The sequence below is a fragment of the Streptomyces sp. NBC_00212 genome (assembly GCF_045206365.1).
GTDB lineage: Bacteria > Actinomycetota > Actinomycetes > Streptomycetales > Streptomycetaceae > Streptomyces.
In genome coordinates this window covers 6,552,058-6,568,208 of the sequence record NZ_CP108115.1, presented here as the reverse complement: position 1 = coordinate 6,568,208, position 16,151 = coordinate 6,552,058, and the positions used below count along the sequence as shown (strand labels likewise).

At 70.8% G+C, this 16,151-nt stretch carries 12 protein-coding genes; 5 read left to right on the top strand and 7 right to left on the bottom strand.

Annotated elements, in window-relative coordinates; genetic code table 11:
- Positions 1–216: 216 nt before the first annotated feature.
- Complete coding sequence (gene uvrA / locus OHA17_RS29900; RefSeq protein ID WP_406509122.1) at positions 217–3,231, bottom strand: excinuclease ABC subunit UvrA; 3,015 nt, start codon at positions 3,229–3,231, stop codon at positions 217–219.
- Positions 3,232–3,454: 223 nt separating this feature from the next.
- Here uvrA and OHA17_RS29895 point away from each other — a divergent pair, with 223 nt between their 5' ends.
- The 3 genes from OHA17_RS29895 to OHA17_RS29885 all read left to right on the top strand — a co-directional run bounded on the left by OHA17_RS29895 (position 3,455) and on the right by OHA17_RS29885 (position 6,343).
- Positions 3,455–4,144, top strand: coding sequence for a maleylpyruvate isomerase family mycothiol-dependent enzyme (locus tag OHA17_RS29895; protein ID WP_406509121.1), 690 nt, complete (start codon positions 3,455–3,457; stop codon positions 4,142–4,144).
- Between the two features lie 21 nt (positions 4,145–4,165).
- Positions 4,166–4,822: an MBL fold metallo-hydrolase gene (locus OHA17_RS29890; RefSeq protein WP_406509120.1), complete on the top strand. Its 657-nt coding sequence runs from the start codon at positions 4,166–4,168 to the stop codon at positions 4,820–4,822.
- A 234-nt stretch (positions 4,823–5,056) separates the two neighbouring features.
- Positions 5,057–6,343, top strand: coding sequence for an MFS transporter (locus OHA17_RS29885; RefSeq protein WP_406510848.1), 1,287 nt, complete (start codon positions 5,057–5,059; stop codon positions 6,341–6,343).
- 19 nt (positions 6,344–6,362) lie between these two features.
- Here OHA17_RS29885 and OHA17_RS29880 read toward each other — a convergent pair whose 3' ends face one another.
- The 5 genes from OHA17_RS29880 to OHA17_RS29860 form a co-directional block, all read right to left on the bottom strand.
- Positions 6,363–7,343 carry a TerC family protein gene (locus OHA17_RS29880; protein ID WP_053729321.1) on the bottom strand — a complete coding sequence of 327 codons (981 nt, stop codon included), beginning with the start codon at positions 7,341–7,343 and terminating at the stop codon, positions 6,363–6,365.
- 290 nt (positions 7,344–7,633) lie between these two features.
- Positions 7,634–9,553, bottom strand: a complete 1,920-nt coding sequence (locus OHA17_RS29875; protein ID WP_406509119.1) for a TerD family protein — start codon at positions 9,551–9,553, stop codon at positions 7,634–7,636.
- Between the two features lie 145 nt (positions 9,554–9,698).
- Entirely contained in the window at positions 9,699–10,277 is a 579-nt protein-coding gene (locus OHA17_RS29870; RefSeq protein ID WP_053729319.1) for a TerD family protein, read from the bottom strand.
- Between the two features lie 167 nt (positions 10,278–10,444).
- Positions 10,445–12,568 carry an excinuclease ABC subunit UvrB gene (uvrB, locus tag OHA17_RS29865; protein ID WP_406509118.1) on the bottom strand — a complete coding sequence of 708 codons (2,124 nt, stop codon included), beginning with the start codon at positions 12,566–12,568 and terminating at the stop codon, positions 10,445–10,447.
- A gap of 51 nt (positions 12,569–12,619) precedes the next feature.
- Entirely contained in the window at positions 12,620–13,495 is an 876-nt protein-coding gene (locus OHA17_RS29860) for an MHYT domain-containing protein (RefSeq protein ID WP_406509117.1), read from the bottom strand.
- A gap of 264 nt (positions 13,496–13,759) precedes the next feature.
- Here OHA17_RS29860 and OHA17_RS29855 point away from each other — a divergent pair, with 264 nt between their 5' ends.
- Both OHA17_RS29855 and OHA17_RS29850 read left to right on the top strand, forming a co-directional pair.
- The gene (locus OHA17_RS29855) at positions 13,760–14,311 is read left to right on the top strand and encodes a methylated-DNA--[protein]-cysteine S-methyltransferase (RefSeq protein WP_406509116.1); all 552 of its coding nucleotides are present in this window, start codon (positions 13,760–13,762) and stop codon (positions 14,309–14,311) included.
- Between the two features lie 61 nt (positions 14,312–14,372).
- Positions 14,373–15,680, top strand: a complete 1,308-nt coding sequence (locus tag OHA17_RS29850; protein WP_406509115.1) for an MFS transporter — start codon at positions 14,373–14,375, stop codon at positions 15,678–15,680.
- Here the strand turns inward: OHA17_RS29850 and OHA17_RS29845 are convergent.
- On the bottom strand, positions 15,670–16,071 hold the full coding sequence (locus OHA17_RS29845; RefSeq protein WP_406510847.1) for a cupin domain-containing protein: 402 nt from the start codon (positions 16,069–16,071) through the stop codon (positions 15,670–15,672). The genes OHA17_RS29850 and OHA17_RS29845 overlap by 11 nt on opposite strands.
- Positions 16,072–16,151 lie beyond the last annotated feature (80 nt).

Below are 16,151 nucleotides of genomic sequence, written 5' to 3'. Positions count from 1 at the left end.
CCGTGAAGGCGCTCGGCCCGGCAGGAGAGGCCTGGGGCAGCCCTCGAAGAGAGGGTGCAGCCGGCAGAGCCCTCGCAGGGTTCGAGGGGCGGAGGTCCCCGTGGGGGTCTAGGGGGCGAAGCCCCCAGAAGGGTCTGGGGGCAAAGCCCCAGGAGGCGAACCTCCCCCGCCCCTTCCCGACCCCGGAGGGTCTCGGGAAGGGGCGGGGTGGGGAACTCAGGCCTTGCGAGCCCGGGTCGCCTTCTTCGCCGGGGCCGCCTTCTTCGCCGCGGAGGCCGTCCGAGCAGAGGCCGTCTTCTTCGCGGGCGCGGCCTTCGCCGCGGAAACCGCCTTCTTGGCCGCCGCCTTCTTCACCGGCTTGCGCACCGGAACGGACGCGTCACTGATCCGGTCCGCCCCCAGAATGTCCCGCAGGAACTTGCCCGTGTGGCTGGCCGGCACCGAGGCGACCTGCTCGGGTGTGCCCTCGGCGATGACGAGGCCACCCCCGTTGCCGCCCTCGGGCCCCATGTCGACGACCCAGTCCGCCGTCTTGATGACGTCCAGGTTGTGCTCGATGACGATCACCGAGTTCCCCTTGTCGACCAGGCCCGAAAGCACCTTGATCAGCTTCGAGATGTCCTCGAAGTGCAGCCCGGTGGTGGGCTCGTCGAGCACGTACACCGTCCGCCCCGTGGACCGCTTCTGGAGCTCGGAGGCGAGCTTCACGCGCTGGGCCTCACCACCCGACAGGGTCGGCGCGGACTGCCCGAGCCGGACGTACCCGAGCCCGACCTCGTTCAGCGTCCTCAGATGACGGGCGATCGTCGGGACGGCCTCGAAGAACTCCAGACCCTCCTCGATCGGCATGTCGAGGACCTCGGCGATGGACTTGCCCTTGTAGTGGACCTCCAGCGTCTCCCGGTTGTAGCGCGCCCCGTGGCAGACCTCGCACGGGACGTACACGTCCGGCAGGAAGTTCATCTCGATCTTGATGGTGCCGTCGCCCGAGCAGTTCTCGCAGCGGCCGCCCTTCACGTTGAAGGAGAACCGCCCGGGGAGGTAGCCCCGGACCTTGGCCTCCATGGTCTCCGCGAAGAGCTTGCGCACATGGTCGAAGACGCCCGTGTACGTCGCCGGGTTGGACCGCGGGGTGCGGCCGATGGGCGACTGGTCGACGTGCACGACCTTGTCGACCAGGTCGTCGCCGTCGACCCGGGTGTGCCGCCCGGGCACGCTGCGCGCCCCGTTCAGCTCGCGGGCCAGGTGCGTGTAGAGGATGTCGTTGACCAGCGTCGACTTGCCCGAGCCGGAGACGCCGGTGACGGCGGTCAGCACGCCGAGCGGGAACGAGACGTCGATGTCCTGGAGGTTGTTCTCCTTCGCGCCGTGCACGGTGAGCCGGCGCGTGGGGTCCATGGGCCGCCGGATGTCGGGCAGCGGGATCGACCTCTTGCCCGCCAGGTACTGGCCGGTCATCGACTCCTTGTTGCTGAGCAGTTGCTTCAACGGGCCGCTGTGGACGACCTTTCCGCCGTGCTCACCGGCGCCGGGGCCGATGTCGACGACCCAGTCGGCCACCTTGATGGTGTCCTCGTCGTGCTCGACGACGATCAGGGTGTTGCCCATGTCGCGAAGGCGTACGAGCGTCTCGATGAGGCGGTGGTTGTCGCGCTGGTGCAGCCCGATCGACGGCTCGTCCAGGACGTAGAGCACGCCGACCAGGCCCGAGCCGATCTGGGTGGCGAGCCGGATGCGCTGGGCCTCGCCGCCGGAGAGCGTGCCGGCCGCGCGGTTGAGCGAGAGGTAGTCCAGGCCGACGTCGACCAGGAACTTCAGCCGCTCGTTGACCTCCTTCAGAACCCGCTCGGCGATCTTCTTGTCGCGGCTGTTGAGCTTCAGCTCGGCCAGGAAGTCCGCACAGTCGCTGATCGACATCGCGGAGACCTCGGCGATGGACCGCTCCATCACGGTGACCGCGAGGACCAGGGGCTTCAGGCGCGTGCCCTCACAGGTGGGGCAGGGCACCTCGCGCATGTAGCCCTCGAAGCGCTCGCGGGCGCCGTCGCTCTCCGCCTCGGAGTGACGCCGCTTGACGAACGGCACGGCGCCCTCGAAGGAGGTGGTGTACGCCCGCTCGCGGCCGTACCGGTTGCGGTAGCGGACCTCGATCTGGGTCTTGTGGCCGTACAGCAGCGCCTTCTTGGCGCGCTGCGGAAGCCCGGCCCAGGGGATGTCGGTGCGGAAGCCCAGCTCGTCGGCGAGCGCGCCCACCAGGCGGGCGAAGTAGTCCTTGGTGTGGCCGAGCGACCACGGCGAGACCGCGCCCTCGTCGAGGGACTTGTCCTCGTCCGGGATGATCAGCTCGGGGTCGACCTCCATGCGAGTGCCGATGCCGGTGCAGTCGGGGCAGGCGCCGAACGGCGAGTTGAAGGAGAAGGAGCGTGGCTCCAGCTCCTCGAAGGACAGGTCGTCGTACGGGCAGTACAGGTGCTCCGAGTACATCCGCTCGCGCTCGGGATCGTCGGCCGCCAGGTCGACGAAGTCGAGCACGACCATGCCGCCGGACAGGCCGAGCGCGGTCTCCACGGAGTCCGTGAGCCGGCGCTTGGCGCTGTCCTTCACCGTGAGGCGGTCGATGACCACCTCGATGGTGTGCTTCTCCTGCTTCTTCAGCTTGGGCGGCTCGGCGAACTGGATGGTCTCGCCGTCGACCCTGGCTCGGCTGTAGCCCTTGGTCTGGAGGTCGGCGAACAGGTCGACGAACTCGCCCTTGCGCTCGCGCACCAACGGCGAGAGCACCTGGAAGCGGCTGCCCTCGGGCAGTTCGAGGACCTTGTCGACGATGGCCTGCGGCGACTGGCGGGAGATCGGCCGGCCGCACTCGGGGCAGTGCGGCTTGCCGATGCGCGCGAAGAGCAGGCGCAGGTAGTCGTAGACCTCGGTGATGGTGCCGACCGTCGAGCGCGGGTTGCGCGAGGTCGACTTCTGGTCGATGGAGACCGCGGGCGAGAGACCTTCGATGAAGTCGACGTCCGGCTTGTCCATCTGGCCGAGGAACTGGCGGGCGTACGAGGAGAGCGACTCGACGTAGCGGCGCTGCCCCTCGGCGAAGATCGTGTCGAACGCGAGGGAGGACTTGCCCGACCCCGAGAGCCCGGTGAAGACGATGAGGGAGTCGCGCGGCAGGTCGAGCGAGACGTTCTTGAGATTGTGCTCGCGCGCGCCACGGACGATGAGACGGTCGGCCACGCCGGTCCGCACCTTTCTAGAGAGAGCGAGGGAGCTCCAGGAGCCCCCGTCCCAGGGTATGGGGGACGCCTCGGTGATGTTGTTGATTCTTGGATGAATCCGGACACGTTCCGAACCGGATCCGGAGAAGGGAACCGACTACGAGCGTATAGCACGCGCATTCGATTTACGGACTCGTCCAGCCACCTTCACCCGGACGAGTGGCGGAGCTATCGTCGGCGCCATGATTGATCACGCGCGCGACCTGGTCTCTGTACGCGAAGCCACCGAGCGGCTGCTCACCGCAGCCTCCGCACTGGACAACGCCTCCGTCGCCGAGCCGTCACGGCTGCCCGGCTGGAGCCGCGGCCACGTACTGGCCCATATCGCACGGAACGCGGATGCGCTCGTCAACGTGCTGGCCGGGCGGCCCATGTATCCGAGCGCCGAGACCCGGGACGCGGACATCGACCGCGACGCGCCCCGCCCGCTGGACGCCCAGCTCACGGACGTGCGCGAGAGCGCGGCCGGCTTCCAGGCGCAGGGCGAGCTGCCCGCCGACTGGTCGCGCACGGTCGAACTGCGCAACGGCGTCACCGACGCCGCCGCCCGGGTGCCCTTCCGCCGCCTCGTCGAGGTCGAGCTGCACCACGTGGACCTCGGGATCGGCTATGAGCTGGAGGATCTCTCGGACGACTTCGTCCGCCGCGAGATCGACTTCCTCGCCGAGCGCTTCGCCGGGCACAAGAACCTCCCCTCGATCGGCCTCACCGACGACGCCGGCCGGACCTGGACCACCGGCGGCGGCGCCGAAGGCGAGCCCCTCGGCGTGAGCGGCCCCGCCGCGGACCTCGTCGGCTGGCTCGCGGGCCGGCGCGACGGCGCCGCCCTGAAGACGACCGGCGGCGCGCTGCCCGCCCTGCCTCCGCTGTGATCCCGGCGATAGGCTGAGCCCATGACGTACAGCGGAGCGGTGAAGGCCGGCGGTCCGGCCGATGTGCACGAGCTGACGGACCTGATGATCTCCAAGGTCGAGGTCGGGCCGATGAGCAACAACGCGTATCTGCTGCGCTGCCGGACCACCGGCGAGCAGCTGCTCATCGACGCGGCGGCCGACCCCGCGACGCTGCTCACGCTGATCGGTGACGACGGCATCGCGTCCGTCGTCACCACCCACCGGCACGGCGACCACTGGCAGGCGCTCGCCGAGGTCGTCGCCGCGACGGGCGCCCGCACCTACGCGGGCCGCTACGACGCCGAGGGCATCCCGGTCCCGACCGACGTCCCCGTCGAGGACGGTGACACGATCAAGGTCGGCCGCGTCGAGCTCACCGCGCGCCACCTCGTCGGGCACACCCCGGGCTCGATCGCCCTGGTCTACGACGACCCGCACGGCCACCCCCACCTGTTCACCGGCGACTGCCTGTTCCCGGGCGGCGTGGGCAACACCTGGAAGGACCCCGAGGCGTTCGCCAGCCTCATCCGCGACGTCGAGACCAAGCTCTTCGACACCCTGCCGGACGAGACCTGGGTCTATCCCGGCCACGGCAACGACACCACCCTGGGCGACGAGCGCCCGCACCTGCCGGAGTGGCACGCACGGGGCTGGTAGCCGCCACCCGGCGGCGCGCCGGGCCGCCGGTCCCGTCGGAGGAGCCGGTCCGTTCGGTGCGCCGTGGAAGTCCATGCCTCGATCGTGGCACCCGGCACTGACAATCGAGGGTCCGCGCGTGCGCCCGCCCGCCGTCCGGTGAGCTTCCGCGCGCCCCCGTAACGGATGATCACCGCGGGTAGTTGGCGCGACATGAGCACCACAACTCCCCCGGTCCCTCCCGCTCCCCCCTCGATGATCCGTCTCGCGGCCGCCTCGCTCGCGGGCACCGCCATCGAGTTCTACGACTTCTTCGTGTACGGGACGGCGGCCGCCCTGGTCCTCGGCCCGCTGTTCTTCCCGACGTTCTCCGCGCTCGCGGGAACTCTGGCCGCCTTCGGCACCTTTGGTATCGGCTTCCTGGCCCGCCCGCTCGGCTCGGTCCTCTTCGGGCACATCGGCGACCGCTACGGGCGTCGCCCCGTCATGTTCGCCTCGCTCACACTGACCGGGCTCGCGACGGTGGCCGTCGGCTGTGTGCCCTCGTACGCCTCGATCGGCATCGCGGCTCCCTCGCTGCTCCTGGCGCTGCGTTTCCTCCAGGGGCTCGGGCTCGGCGGCGAATGGGGCGGCGCGGTGCTGCTCACCGCCGAGCACGCGCCCGCCCACCGGCGCGGGCTGTGGACGAGCTTTCCGCAGATCGGGCCCTCCATCGGCTTCCTGCTGGCCAACGGGATCGTCCTCGCCCTGTCCGCCGGGCTGAGCGACGCCCGGTTCCGCGACTGGGGATGGCGGGTGCCGTTCTGGGGCGCCGGGCTGCTCGCCCTTGGCGGGCTGCTGCTGCGGACCTCGCTCGCCGAGACGCCGCAGTTCCGCGAGATGGGCGAGCCGGCCAGGCTGCCGCTGCTCGAAGTGGCGCGCGGCCATTGGCGGTTGGTGCTCCTGACCGCGGGCGCCCTCTCGATCGGGTACGCCGTCTTCTACACGGTGTCCACCTGGTCGCTCGCGTACGCGACGGAACGGCTCGGGGTGCACCGCACGGTGATGCTCGTCGTCATCATGGCGGTCGTCGCGATCATGGGTGCGCTGACGCCGTTCGCGGCGCTGCTCGGCGACCGCTACGGACGGCGGCCGCTGTGCCTGGTGGGCTGTGCGGCGACGGTGGTGTGGATGTTCCCGATGGTGGCGCTGCTCTCGACCGCCGAGCCACTGTGGATGTTCGCCGGGTTCCTCGGCACGATGCTGGCGTTCATCTCGATGTTCGCGGTGATCGCGGCGTATCTGTCGGAGCTGTACGAGCCGAGGGTGCGCTGCACGGGCGCCGCGGTCGGCTACAACCTGGGCGGGGTGCTCGGCGGCGCGCTGACCCCGATCGTGGCGACGGCGCTGGCCCGCGGCGACGGACCGCCCTGGGGTGTCGCCGCGTATCTGACCGGGATCGGGCTGCTGAGCCTGGGCTGTTTCGTGCTGCTCCCCGAGACCCGGCCCGCGCCGGTGGCGCAGCCGGGTCCCGGGGCGGAGCCGGAGGCGGCCCCGGTGTAAGGGGCCTCCTCCGCGCCGGTCAGGCGCCGATGCTGTCCTTCTGGGGCTCCTCGGCCGCCGTCTGCTTCTTGGCGGCGATGAGGCTGGTGATCGTGGTGATGACCAGCACGCCGCAGATCACGCCGAGCGAGACGGGGATGGAGATCTCGGGAACGTTCACCCCGTTCTCGTGCAGGGCGTGCAGCACCAGCTTCACGCCGATGAAGCCGAGGATCACCGACAGGCCGTAGCTGAGGTGGACCAGCTTCTTGAGCAGCCCGCCGATCAGGAAGTACAGCTGGCGCAGCCCCATCAGCGCGAAGGCGTTGGCGGTGAACACGATGTACGGGTCCTGGGTGAGGCCGAAGATCGCGGGGATCGAGTCCATCGCGAAGAGCACGTCGGTGGTACCGATGGCGAGCATGACGACCATGAGCGGCGTCAGGATCTTCTTGCCGTTCTTCTCCACGAACAGCTTGGTGCCGTGGTACTTGTCGGCGACGCCGAACTTCTTCTCGACGGACTTCAGGAGGCGGTTCTCCTCGAACTCCTCTTCCTCCTCGCCGGAGCGCGCCTCCTGGATGAGCTTCCAGGCGGTGTAGATCAGGAACGCGCCGAAGATGTAGAAGACCCAGGAGAAGTTGGCGATCACCGCTGCGCCGGCCGCGATGAAGATCGCGCGCAGTACGAGGGCGATCAACACGCCGAACAGCAGCACCCGTTGCTGGAGGTGCGAGGGCACCGAGAACTTCGCCATGATCAGGATGAAGACGAAGAGGTTGTCGACGGAGAGCGACTTCTCGGTGATGAAGCCCGCGAAGAACTCGCCCGACGCCTGGCTGTTGCCGAAGAACAGCAGGCCGAGGCCGAAGAGCGCGGCCAGCACGATCCAGACCACGGTCCAGATGCCGGCTTCCTTGACCGACACGTCATGGGGCTTGCGCCCGATGAAGAAGTCGGCCGCGATCAGGGCACACAGACCAAGAATGGTCAGTACCCACAGGGTCATTGAAACGTCCACTGCGCCTCCGGCGTCGTACGGCTACTGATCAGCGTCGTCGCTGCCGGAGGTCTCTTCCACCCGGGCGCCTTCCCTCGCGCCGCGGGCCGGCGCCCCGGGACCCGTCCCGTGGGTCCGTATTGACGGGAACGCCGCAGTCGGGAGTACTCCCCTCCGCTGGAGGCAGCCTACCCGAATAACCAAGAGAAGGTAAAGGGATTGGTAAAGGTCGACCAAAAGACCAGGTCATGGGCGTTTGGTCTGGTCCTTATGGCCGAGCCGCCCGCGCCGTTCCGGACCGGGCGGGGGCGCTAACGGGGCCAGGCGGCGCGGGCCTCGCCGACCTGGCCGAGGACCTGCTCCAGGACGCGGCTGCCGGGCGGCGCGAGCGGCGGCTCGTACGTCCAGGCGTGGCCCACCCAGGGATCGGCCAGGTGATCGTCGGGCACCGGGGTCAGCCGAAGGAGCGAGCGCCACAGCGGCTGGAGGACCGGTCCGTACTCACTGGCCTCCTCGCGGTCGGCGACCATCAGGAGGTGCACGCCGACCGAGGGCCCCTCGTCGGCGAGGTAGCGCAGCTGGTTCAGGGCGCGGTCGTCGAAGCCGTGCGGGAAGTCGTTGACGATCAGGAGTTGCTCGGCGGTGTCCATGCCGGGCGGCAGCGCGTCGGCGCCCGCCCCTGCCCGTACCGCCATCTGTACGAGGTCCACGCGCTCGGTGAGCCGGGTCAGCACCTCGGCCACCCCGGCCGCGCCCGCCGCCGGGGGCGCGGCGAGCACTCCGGCCCGCACGAGCGGGGCGAGCCGGGCCGCGGCCGAGCCCGCCGGGTCGATGACGTGGACGGCGAACTCATGGGCCGGGTAGACCGCGAGCAGCCGGGCCGCGACCGCCACCGCGGTGTCCACCGCCAGGCCCTTGACCTGGCCGGAGTCCATGAACGCGGCTGCCTCGGAGCCGCCGCGGCCCGCGTCGATCCACAGGCCGCGCTCCAGGGGCAGCCGGACCAGCATCGGAATGCGCAGCTCCGGCTGCTCGGGCAGTTGCAGATCGCCGATGCGCAGGGCCATGGGGAGCTCCATCGGGACCCGGTAGGCGTGCCACACCGGGTTGTCCCAGCGGGCGTACGCGGGCGGCAGGGCGGGCTCGACGACCTCGGACTCGGCGATCAGCTGGGTGAGGTCGCGGTCGAGGGCCGCCCTGGCCCTGTCGACCAGTTCCTCCCGCTTGGCGCGGGCCTGCTCGCGCGCCTGGTCGCCGGCGGAGCCCATGCGGCCGCGCGGGTCGGACAGGGCGCGGTCGAGCTCCTGCTCCATGCGCGAATCCGCGAAGTCGACGGCGCTGCGGTAGGCGGCGACGGCGCGGGCCAGGTCCTCGAACATGCCCCACACCTGGTTGTAGAGCCGCTCGTCCATGGACCAGCCGCTGGCATCGCCCGCGACGGGCTGCGCGGGCTCGCCGGGGGCGGCGGGCGGTGCGACCGGAGCCGGCGGCGGGGGCGTGCTGGTCTGGCGCCGGGGGTGCGCGTAGTTGATGGGGCCGCCGTCGCCGACCGCCTGCTGGGGCGGGGTGACGGGCGCCTCGGCATCGGCCGGTGCGGCCCCGCCGGACGCTCCCGGCCCGGCGGCGCGCACCCGGGCGTCGTCACTCGTACGGGGCGGGGGCGCGGCCACCGAACGGGAGACGCCGAGCGCGATCGCGTCCTGGATGACGGCGGCCAGCTGCCCCGCCTCGGCCAGACCCTGGTCGGCCAGCATGTCGGCGAGGCCGCCCGCGTACCCCTGGCCGATGGCGCGGATCTTCCAGGCGCCCTGGCGGCGGTAGAGCTCCAGGGCCACGACCGCGGACTCGGCGCCGAGCCCGGTGATGGTGTAGCTGGCGATCTCGGTACCGTCGAGGCCGGTGACGGCGACGAAGGGGGCGGCGACCCCCGCGAACCGGCTGGGCCCCGGCGTCCCGAGCGGCAGCGCGAGGAGCACGTTCACCCGGTGCACGCCCTCGCCCAGGGCCTCCAGGTCCACGGCCAGGCGATGGTCGGCCGCGGCCTGCCGGGAGACCTCCAGGCCGGGCAGGCTCGGCGCGCCGGGGTGGGCGACCCGCTCCGCCCCGCGCACCCTGCCCTGCTCGTCGCCGAGCGTGGCGCCGGCCACGATCGGGGTGCCGGCCGACACCCGGATCTCCAGTCGGGTCTGGGGCAGGGGATGGTTCTGTCCCCGTACCAGCTCGGCCGTCATCGCCTCTGTCCCCTCGTCGAGTTGATGGTGGTGCGTGTGCTGCGTATGCGGTTGCGGTGCGGCTCCCGGCGGCCTCGTGCCTCCGGGAGCTGCGGTGTTCGGTACTGCGTTGTTCAGTACTGCGGTGTTCTGTACCGCGGCGCGGTCAGAGCTGCGGCAGGATCGCCGGCATCAGGTCCTGGAAGGTGCGGCCGTTGGCCGCGTTGCCGATGGCGGTCATCTGCCAGCCGGCGCCCGCGCGGTGCACCTTGGCCATGATCTGCGCGGTGTACTGGCCGCCGCCGTCCAGCGTGTAGCGGGCCAGCTCCTGGCCGTTGGTCTCGTCGACCAGGCGGCAGAACGCGTTCTGCACCTCCTGGAACGTCTGGCCGGTGAACGAGTTCACCGTGAAGACGATCTGGTCGATGTGGACCGGCACGCGCGAGAGGTCGACCAGGATCGACTCGTCGTCACCGCCCTGGCCCGCGCCGCCCACGAGGTTGTCACCGGTGTGCCGGACCGAGCCGTCGTCGCTGACGAGGTGGCGGAAGAAGACCACGTCGACGGGCTGCTTGTCGGCGAAGAGCACCGCCGACGCGTCCAGGTCGATCTCCTGCGTCCGCTTGCCGAACAGGCCCCGGCGCGGTGCCGCCTGCCAGCCGAGCCCCATCCGCACCGCGGTCAGGGTGCCGCCACCCTGCTTCTCCAGGCTGATGGCCTGACCCTTGGACAGATTGACCGTCACGCGCTGTCCCCTCTCCCCATGTGTCGTTCTTGACATGCTTTGCGTTGTTGTACGTTCTCGCGCCCGACCCTACGCAGTGGCGGGGGCCCCGCCACCACGCGGGGGCTTTTTGTGGCGGTCTTGCAACACACCGCCCACGCACGGAATCGGCCCCCGCGGCCGGCCGGTCAGGCGAGGCCCGCCTCCTTCATCTGGCGGAGCTCCTTCTTCAGCTCGCCGACCTCGTCGCGCAGCCGGGCCGCCACCTCGAACTGCAGGTCCGCGGCCGCCGCCCGCATCCGGTCGGTCATCTCCTCGATGATTCCGGCCAGTTCGGCCGCGGGCCGGTCGGTGAGCTCCTTCTTGGCTCCCTTGCCGGCCTTCGCCGCCTTGCCGCCGAGCGAGGGCACCGGCGCCTTGGCCGCCTTGCCGTCCTTGCCCTTGCGGTATCCGCTGCCGAGCAGTTCCTCGGTGTCGATCTCCTCGCGCGCGATGGTCGCGACGATGTCGTTGATCTTCTTCCGCAGCGGCTGCGGGTCGATCCCCTTCTCCTTGTTGTACGCGATCTGCTTCTCGCGGCGCCGGTTGGTCTCCTCGATGGCCTTCTCCATCGCCGGGGTGACGCGGTCGGCGTACATGTGGACCTGGCCGGAGACGTTTCGTGCCGCACGGCCGATGGTCTGGATCAGGGAGGTGCCCGAGCGCAGGAAGCCCTCCTTGTCGGCATCGAGGATCGCCACCAGGGAGACCTCGGGCAGGTCGAGGCCCTCGCGCAGCAGGTTGATGCCGACCAGCACGTCGTACTCGCCGGCCCGCAGTTCGCGCAGGAGCTCGATACGGCGCAGCGTGTCGACGTCACTGTGCAAGTACCGCACCTGGATGCCTAGTTCGAGGAAGTAGTCGGTGAGGTCCTCGGCCATCTTCTTGGTCAGCGTGGTGACCAGGACGCGCTCGTCCTTCTCGGTGCGCTGCCGGATCTCGTGCACCAGGTCGTCGATCTGGCCCTCGGTCGGCTTGACCACGACCTCCGGGTCGACCAGGCCGGTCGGGCGGATGATCTGCTCCACGAAGCCGTCGCCGCGGGAGAGTTCGTACTTGCCGGGGGTGGCCGACAGGTAGACGGTCTGGCCGATGCGGCCGAGGAACTCCTCCCACTTCAGCGGCCGGTTGTCCAGCGCGGAGGGCAGCCGGAAGCCGTGGTCGACGAGCGTCCTCTTGCGGGAGGCGTCGCCCTCGTACATCGCGCCGATCTGCGGCACGGTCACATGCGACTCGTCGAGGACCAGCAGGAAGTCCTCGGGGAAGTAGTCGATCAGGGTGTTGGGCGCGGTGCCGGGCTCGCGGCCGTCGAAGTGCATCGAGTAGTTCTCCACGCCCGAGCAGCTGCCGATCTGGCGGAGCATCTCCAGGTCGTACGTGGTGCGCATGCGCAGCCGCTGGGCCTCCAGGAGCTTGCCCTGCTTCTCCAGCTCCGCCAGGCGCTGCTCCAGCTCCTTCTCGATCCCGTTGACGGCCTTCTCCATGCGCTCCGGGCCCGCCACGTAGTGGCTGGCGGGGAAGACGTAGAGCGACTGGTCCTCGCTGATGATCTCGCCGGTGATCGGGTGGAGGGTCGAGAGCGCCTCGATCTCGTCCCCGAACATCTCGATGCGGACGGCCAGTTCCTCGTAGACCGGGAAGATCTCGATGGTGTCACCGCGCACCCGGAAGGTGCCCCGGGCGAACGCCACGTCGTTGCGGGTGTACTGGATGTCGACGAAGCGGCGCAGCAGCTGGTCGCGGTCGATCTCGTCGCCGACCTTGAGCGGCACCATCCGGTCGACGTACTCCTGCGGCGTGCCCAGACCGTAGATGCAGGACACGGACGCGACCACGATCACGTCGCGGCGGGTGAGCAGCGAGTTGGTCGCCGAGTGGCGCAGCCGCTCGACCTCCTCGTTGATCGAGGAGTCCTTCTCGATGTAGGTGTCCGACTGCGGGACGTACGCCTCGGGCTGGTAGTAGTCGTAGTACGACACGAAGTACTCGACGGCGTTGTTGGGCATCAGCTCGCGGAACTCGTTGGCCAGCTGGGCGGCCAGGGTCTTGTTCGGCGCCATGACGAGCGTGGGGCGCTGGAGCTTCTCGATCATCCAGGCAGTCGTCGCCGACTTTCCGGTGCCGGTCGCGCCGAGGAGGACGACATCCTTCTCACCTGCGCGGATGCGCTTCTCCAGCTCGGCGATGGCCGCCGGCTGGTCACCGCTGGGCTGGTAGGGACTGACGACCTCGAAGGGCGCCACCGTACGTTCGATCTTGGAAACGGGCCGCATGCAACCACCGTACGACCCGCCACTGACAACCGGGGTCCGATCGCGCTCCGGTCACCAGTCGTGCGGCGATGCGGAGCCCTCGCGCGGCGGCTCGGACGCCGCCCAGCTGGTGCGTTCCGGGAAGGACGGGCGGTGCCGGGGCGCGGGGATCGCGCGCGGCGGACGCTTCTCCCAGTCCGGCTTGCCCATGACCACCAGCGGGTCGAACATCACGACCACCCCCGCCAGGATCAGGAAGGCGACGGGCCCGATCAGCATGGGCCCGAGCAGGGAGGCGGGCGACTCCCCGCCGGCCGCGGTGGTGGCGGCAGTGGCGGCGCCGCCGTGCAGCCGGACGCTGAGCGCGGCCATCCCCGTGTAGTGCATGCCGCTGACCGCGACGCCCATGACGAGGCTGGCGCCCAGGCTGGCCAGGAAGCCGTGCACGGAGACGGCGGCCCACAGCGCGGCGGTGGCGGCCACCACGGCGATCACCACGGAGACGCTGACGACGACGGTGTTGTACTCGAACTCCCCGTTCATCCTGATCCCGGCCATGCCCAGGTAGTGCATGGTGGCCACGCCGAGACCCGTGATGGTGCCCCCGGTGACCAGCGCCATGGGGGTGGCACCCCGGTAGCCGACGATGAAGATGCCGATCCCCACCATCACGATCGCGACGGCGAGGCTGGCGAAGGTGATGCCCCGGTCGTAGCCGAGCGGCACCTCGTGGACCGCGAAGCCCATCATCGCGATGAAGTGCATGGTCCAGATGCCCGAGCCTATGGAGGTGGCGCCGAGGGCCAGCCAGGCGGCCTTGAAGGAGCGCTCGGTCCGCACGGACCGGGCGGTGCAGCGCAGGCCCAGCGCTCCACCGAGGCAGGCCATGATGAACGCCGCCACCGGCGTCACAAGGCCGTAGCTGAATCCGTCGACCGTCCCGTGCATACCCCTGTGCCCTTCACCCCGTACCGACTGAAGAGGCCCTACTCCTGATTGCGGCCCTGGTTCGGGGCGACATTAGGGCTCGCTGCGCGACAGGCAAACATTTTCCGGGCAATTTATCGACTCCCGGCAGGCGGGGCGATCCCTTGTGGGTTGATTCGTGCGCTTTGGTGCCGCCGTTTCACTGCCCTGGCGGGGCCGGTTTCCCCGCCCGGCGGGCCCGGCGGGCGGGCCGCGTTGTCAGTGGGCGGTCGTACGGTGGTCGCCATGGACAGCAATGCGCAGTTCGTCGAGTGGGCCGTCGTCGAGAGCGACATCGGCCCGCTGCTCCTGGCCGCGACCGGGCAGGGTCTGGTGAACGTGGTGTTCCACGCCGATGAAGCGGTCCGCGACCGGGCCGTGCGGGCGCTCGCCACCCGGTTCGCCACCGAGCCGGCCCCGGCGGTGCCCGGCCGGGCGGGCCCCCTGGAGGAACCCATACGCCAGATCAAGGCCTATTTCGCGGGCGGGCTGCGGGAGTTCACGCTGCCGCTCGACTGGTCGCTGTCGTCCGGGTTCAACCGGCAGGTGCTGCGCGAGCTGTCGGCTGGAGTGCCGTACGGGACGGTGGTGGGCTACGGCGATCTGGCCCGCCGCGTCGGCCAGCCCGGGGCGGCCCAGGCGGTGGGCGCGGCCATGGGGTCGAACCCGCTGCCGGTGGTGGTGCCGTGCCATCGCGTGGTGGAGAGCGACGGCGGCCTCGGCGGATTCGGCGGCGGCCTGGAGACCAAGCGGCAGCTGCTCGCGCTCGAAGGGGTGCTGCCCCAGCCGCTGTTCTGAGCAGCGCCGTTGCCCCGACCCACCCGTTTCGCACGCGGACAAGGGCTGGCACACTGCGCCGGTGACTACGCTCCCCGACGCCTTCGACACCGGCCGTGCGGTGCCCGATCCGGCGGCCCTGCCCGCGCTGCGCCGCCGCATCACCGCCGTGCTGATCGCGAGCCAGATACTCGGCGGGCTCGCGAACGCCACGGGGATCGCGCTGGCCGCGGTGCTTGCCGCCGAGGTCAGCGGCAGCCAGGCCCTGTCGGGGCTCGCCTCCGCGTCGATGGTGGTCGGGCCCGCGCTCCTCGCGATGCCGCTGGCCGCGCTGATGACCCGGCGCGGCCGCCGCCCCGGCCTGGTGCTCGCCTATCTCCTCGGGGTGGTCGGCGCCGCGGTCGTGGTCACCGGCGCCGTGCTCGCCAGCTTCCCGCTGCTGCTGTTCGGCATGGCCGTCTTCGGCGCCGGCTCGCTGGGCAACCTCCAGGCCCGGTACGCCGCCGCCGACCTCGCCGAGCCGGAACGGCGGGCCCGGGCCATCTCCACCGTGGTCTGGGCGACGACGATCGGCGCCGTGCTGGGGCCGAACATAGCCGCGCCCGCCGGCCACAGCGTGACCCGCTTCGGCATACCGGCGGCCGCGGGCCCGTTCGTGTGGGCGGCCGGGGTGTTCCTGCTGTCCGCCGTGCTCGTCGGCGTACTGCTCCGGCCGGATCCGCTGCTGACCGCCCGCGCGCTGGACGGCGGCGCGGCGCAGTCCGCGGCGGCCCGCTCGCTGCGGGCCGGGGTCAGGGCGGTCAGGGAGTCCCCGCGGGCCCGCCTGGCGCTCGTCACCGTCGCCGTGTCGCACACCGCCATGGTGTCGATCATGTCGATGACGCCGGTCGCGCTCACCCGTCACGGCGCGGACATCGAGCTGATCGGCCTGGTCATCAGCATCCACATCGCGGGGATGTACGCGTTCTCACCGCTGATGGGCTGGCTCGCGGACCGGCTCGGGCGGCTCTCCGTGATCGGCCTTGCGGCCGGACTGCTGTGCTGCGCGGCCCTGCTGGCGGGCACGGCGGGCGCGAGCCACGGGCAGACCATGGCCGGGCTCTTCCTGCTCGGCCTCGGCTGGTCGGCGGGGCTCGTGTCCGGTTCGGCCCTGCTGACCGACTCGGTGCCGGGCCCCGCCCGCGCCGCCGTGCAGGGCCTGTGCGACCTGACGATGAACATGGCGGCGGGCCTCGGCGGCCTCACGGCCGGCCTGATCGTGGCCCGCGCGGGCTACGGCTGGCTGAACGCGGCGGGCGCCTCGCTGCTGCTGCCGATGGCAGGCCTCGCCCTGTTCACGTCCCGTCGGCACAGGACGGAGAAAGCGGGCCCGGCCGCGCCTACGAGCTGATGTGGTAGGCCTTGCGCAGCGTCTCGTGGACGGTCCAGGTGGTGCGGTCGCCCTCGCGCAGCACACAGGCGTCGCCAGGACCGATCTCCAGCGTGTCGCCGCCCGCCACCTCGACGGTGGCGCGCCCGCTGACCACGACGAACAGCTCGTCGGCCTCGGTGTCGGTCACCACGCCCGGCGTGATCTGCCAGATGCCCCGGATCTGCTTCCCGTCCGCCGACTCCCACAGCACCTTCCCGGTCACCTCGGGGGCGCCGGACACGATCTGTTCCGGATCGAGCGGCTCCGGCTCCAGTTCGGCGTCAAGGACGCGCACGGCGAAGGAGGCGGGCGCGAGGGGGCCCGGGCCGAGCGGGGCGGGGCCGGTGGGGGTGGCGGAGGCTTGATCCATGGTGCTCATGGCCGGTCAATCTAGCCGCGCCGGGCAGCGGCTCTTGACCGACAGTCCGGCCAAGTCTGGGCGCCTTCCCG

What these genes read in the sequence shown, in the direction of transcription:
- OHA17_RS29885 (WP_406510848.1), top strand. Translation starts at nt 5,057, where the DNA reads ATGATCCGTCTCGCGGCCGCCTCGCTCGCGGGCACCGCCATCGAGTTC.
- OHA17_RS29895 (WP_406509121.1), top strand. Translation starts at nt 3,455, where the DNA reads ATGATTGATCACGCGCGCGACCTGGTCTCTGTACGCGAAGCCACCGAG.
- OHA17_RS29890 (WP_406509120.1), top strand. Translation starts at nt 4,166, where the DNA reads ATGACGTACAGCGGAGCGGTGAAGGCCGGCGGTCCGGCCGATGTGCAC.
- uvrB (WP_406509118.1), bottom strand. Translation starts at nt 12,568, where the DNA reads ATGCGGCCCGTTTCCAAGATCGAACGTACGGTGGCGCCCTTCGAGGTC.
- OHA17_RS29860 (WP_406509117.1), bottom strand. Translation starts at nt 13,495, where the DNA reads ATGCACGGGACGGTCGACGGATTCAGCTACGGCCTTGTGACGCCGGTG.
- OHA17_RS29845 (WP_406510847.1), bottom strand. Translation starts at nt 16,071, where the DNA reads ATGGATCAAGCCTCCGCCACCCCCACCGGCCCCGCCCCGCTCGGCCCG.
- OHA17_RS29875 (WP_406509119.1), bottom strand. Translation starts at nt 9,553, where the DNA reads ATGACGGCCGAGCTGGTACGGGGACAGAACCATCCCCTGCCCCAGACC.
- OHA17_RS29855 (WP_406509116.1), top strand. Translation starts at nt 13,760, where the DNA reads ATGGACAGCAATGCGCAGTTCGTCGAGTGGGCCGTCGTCGAGAGCGAC.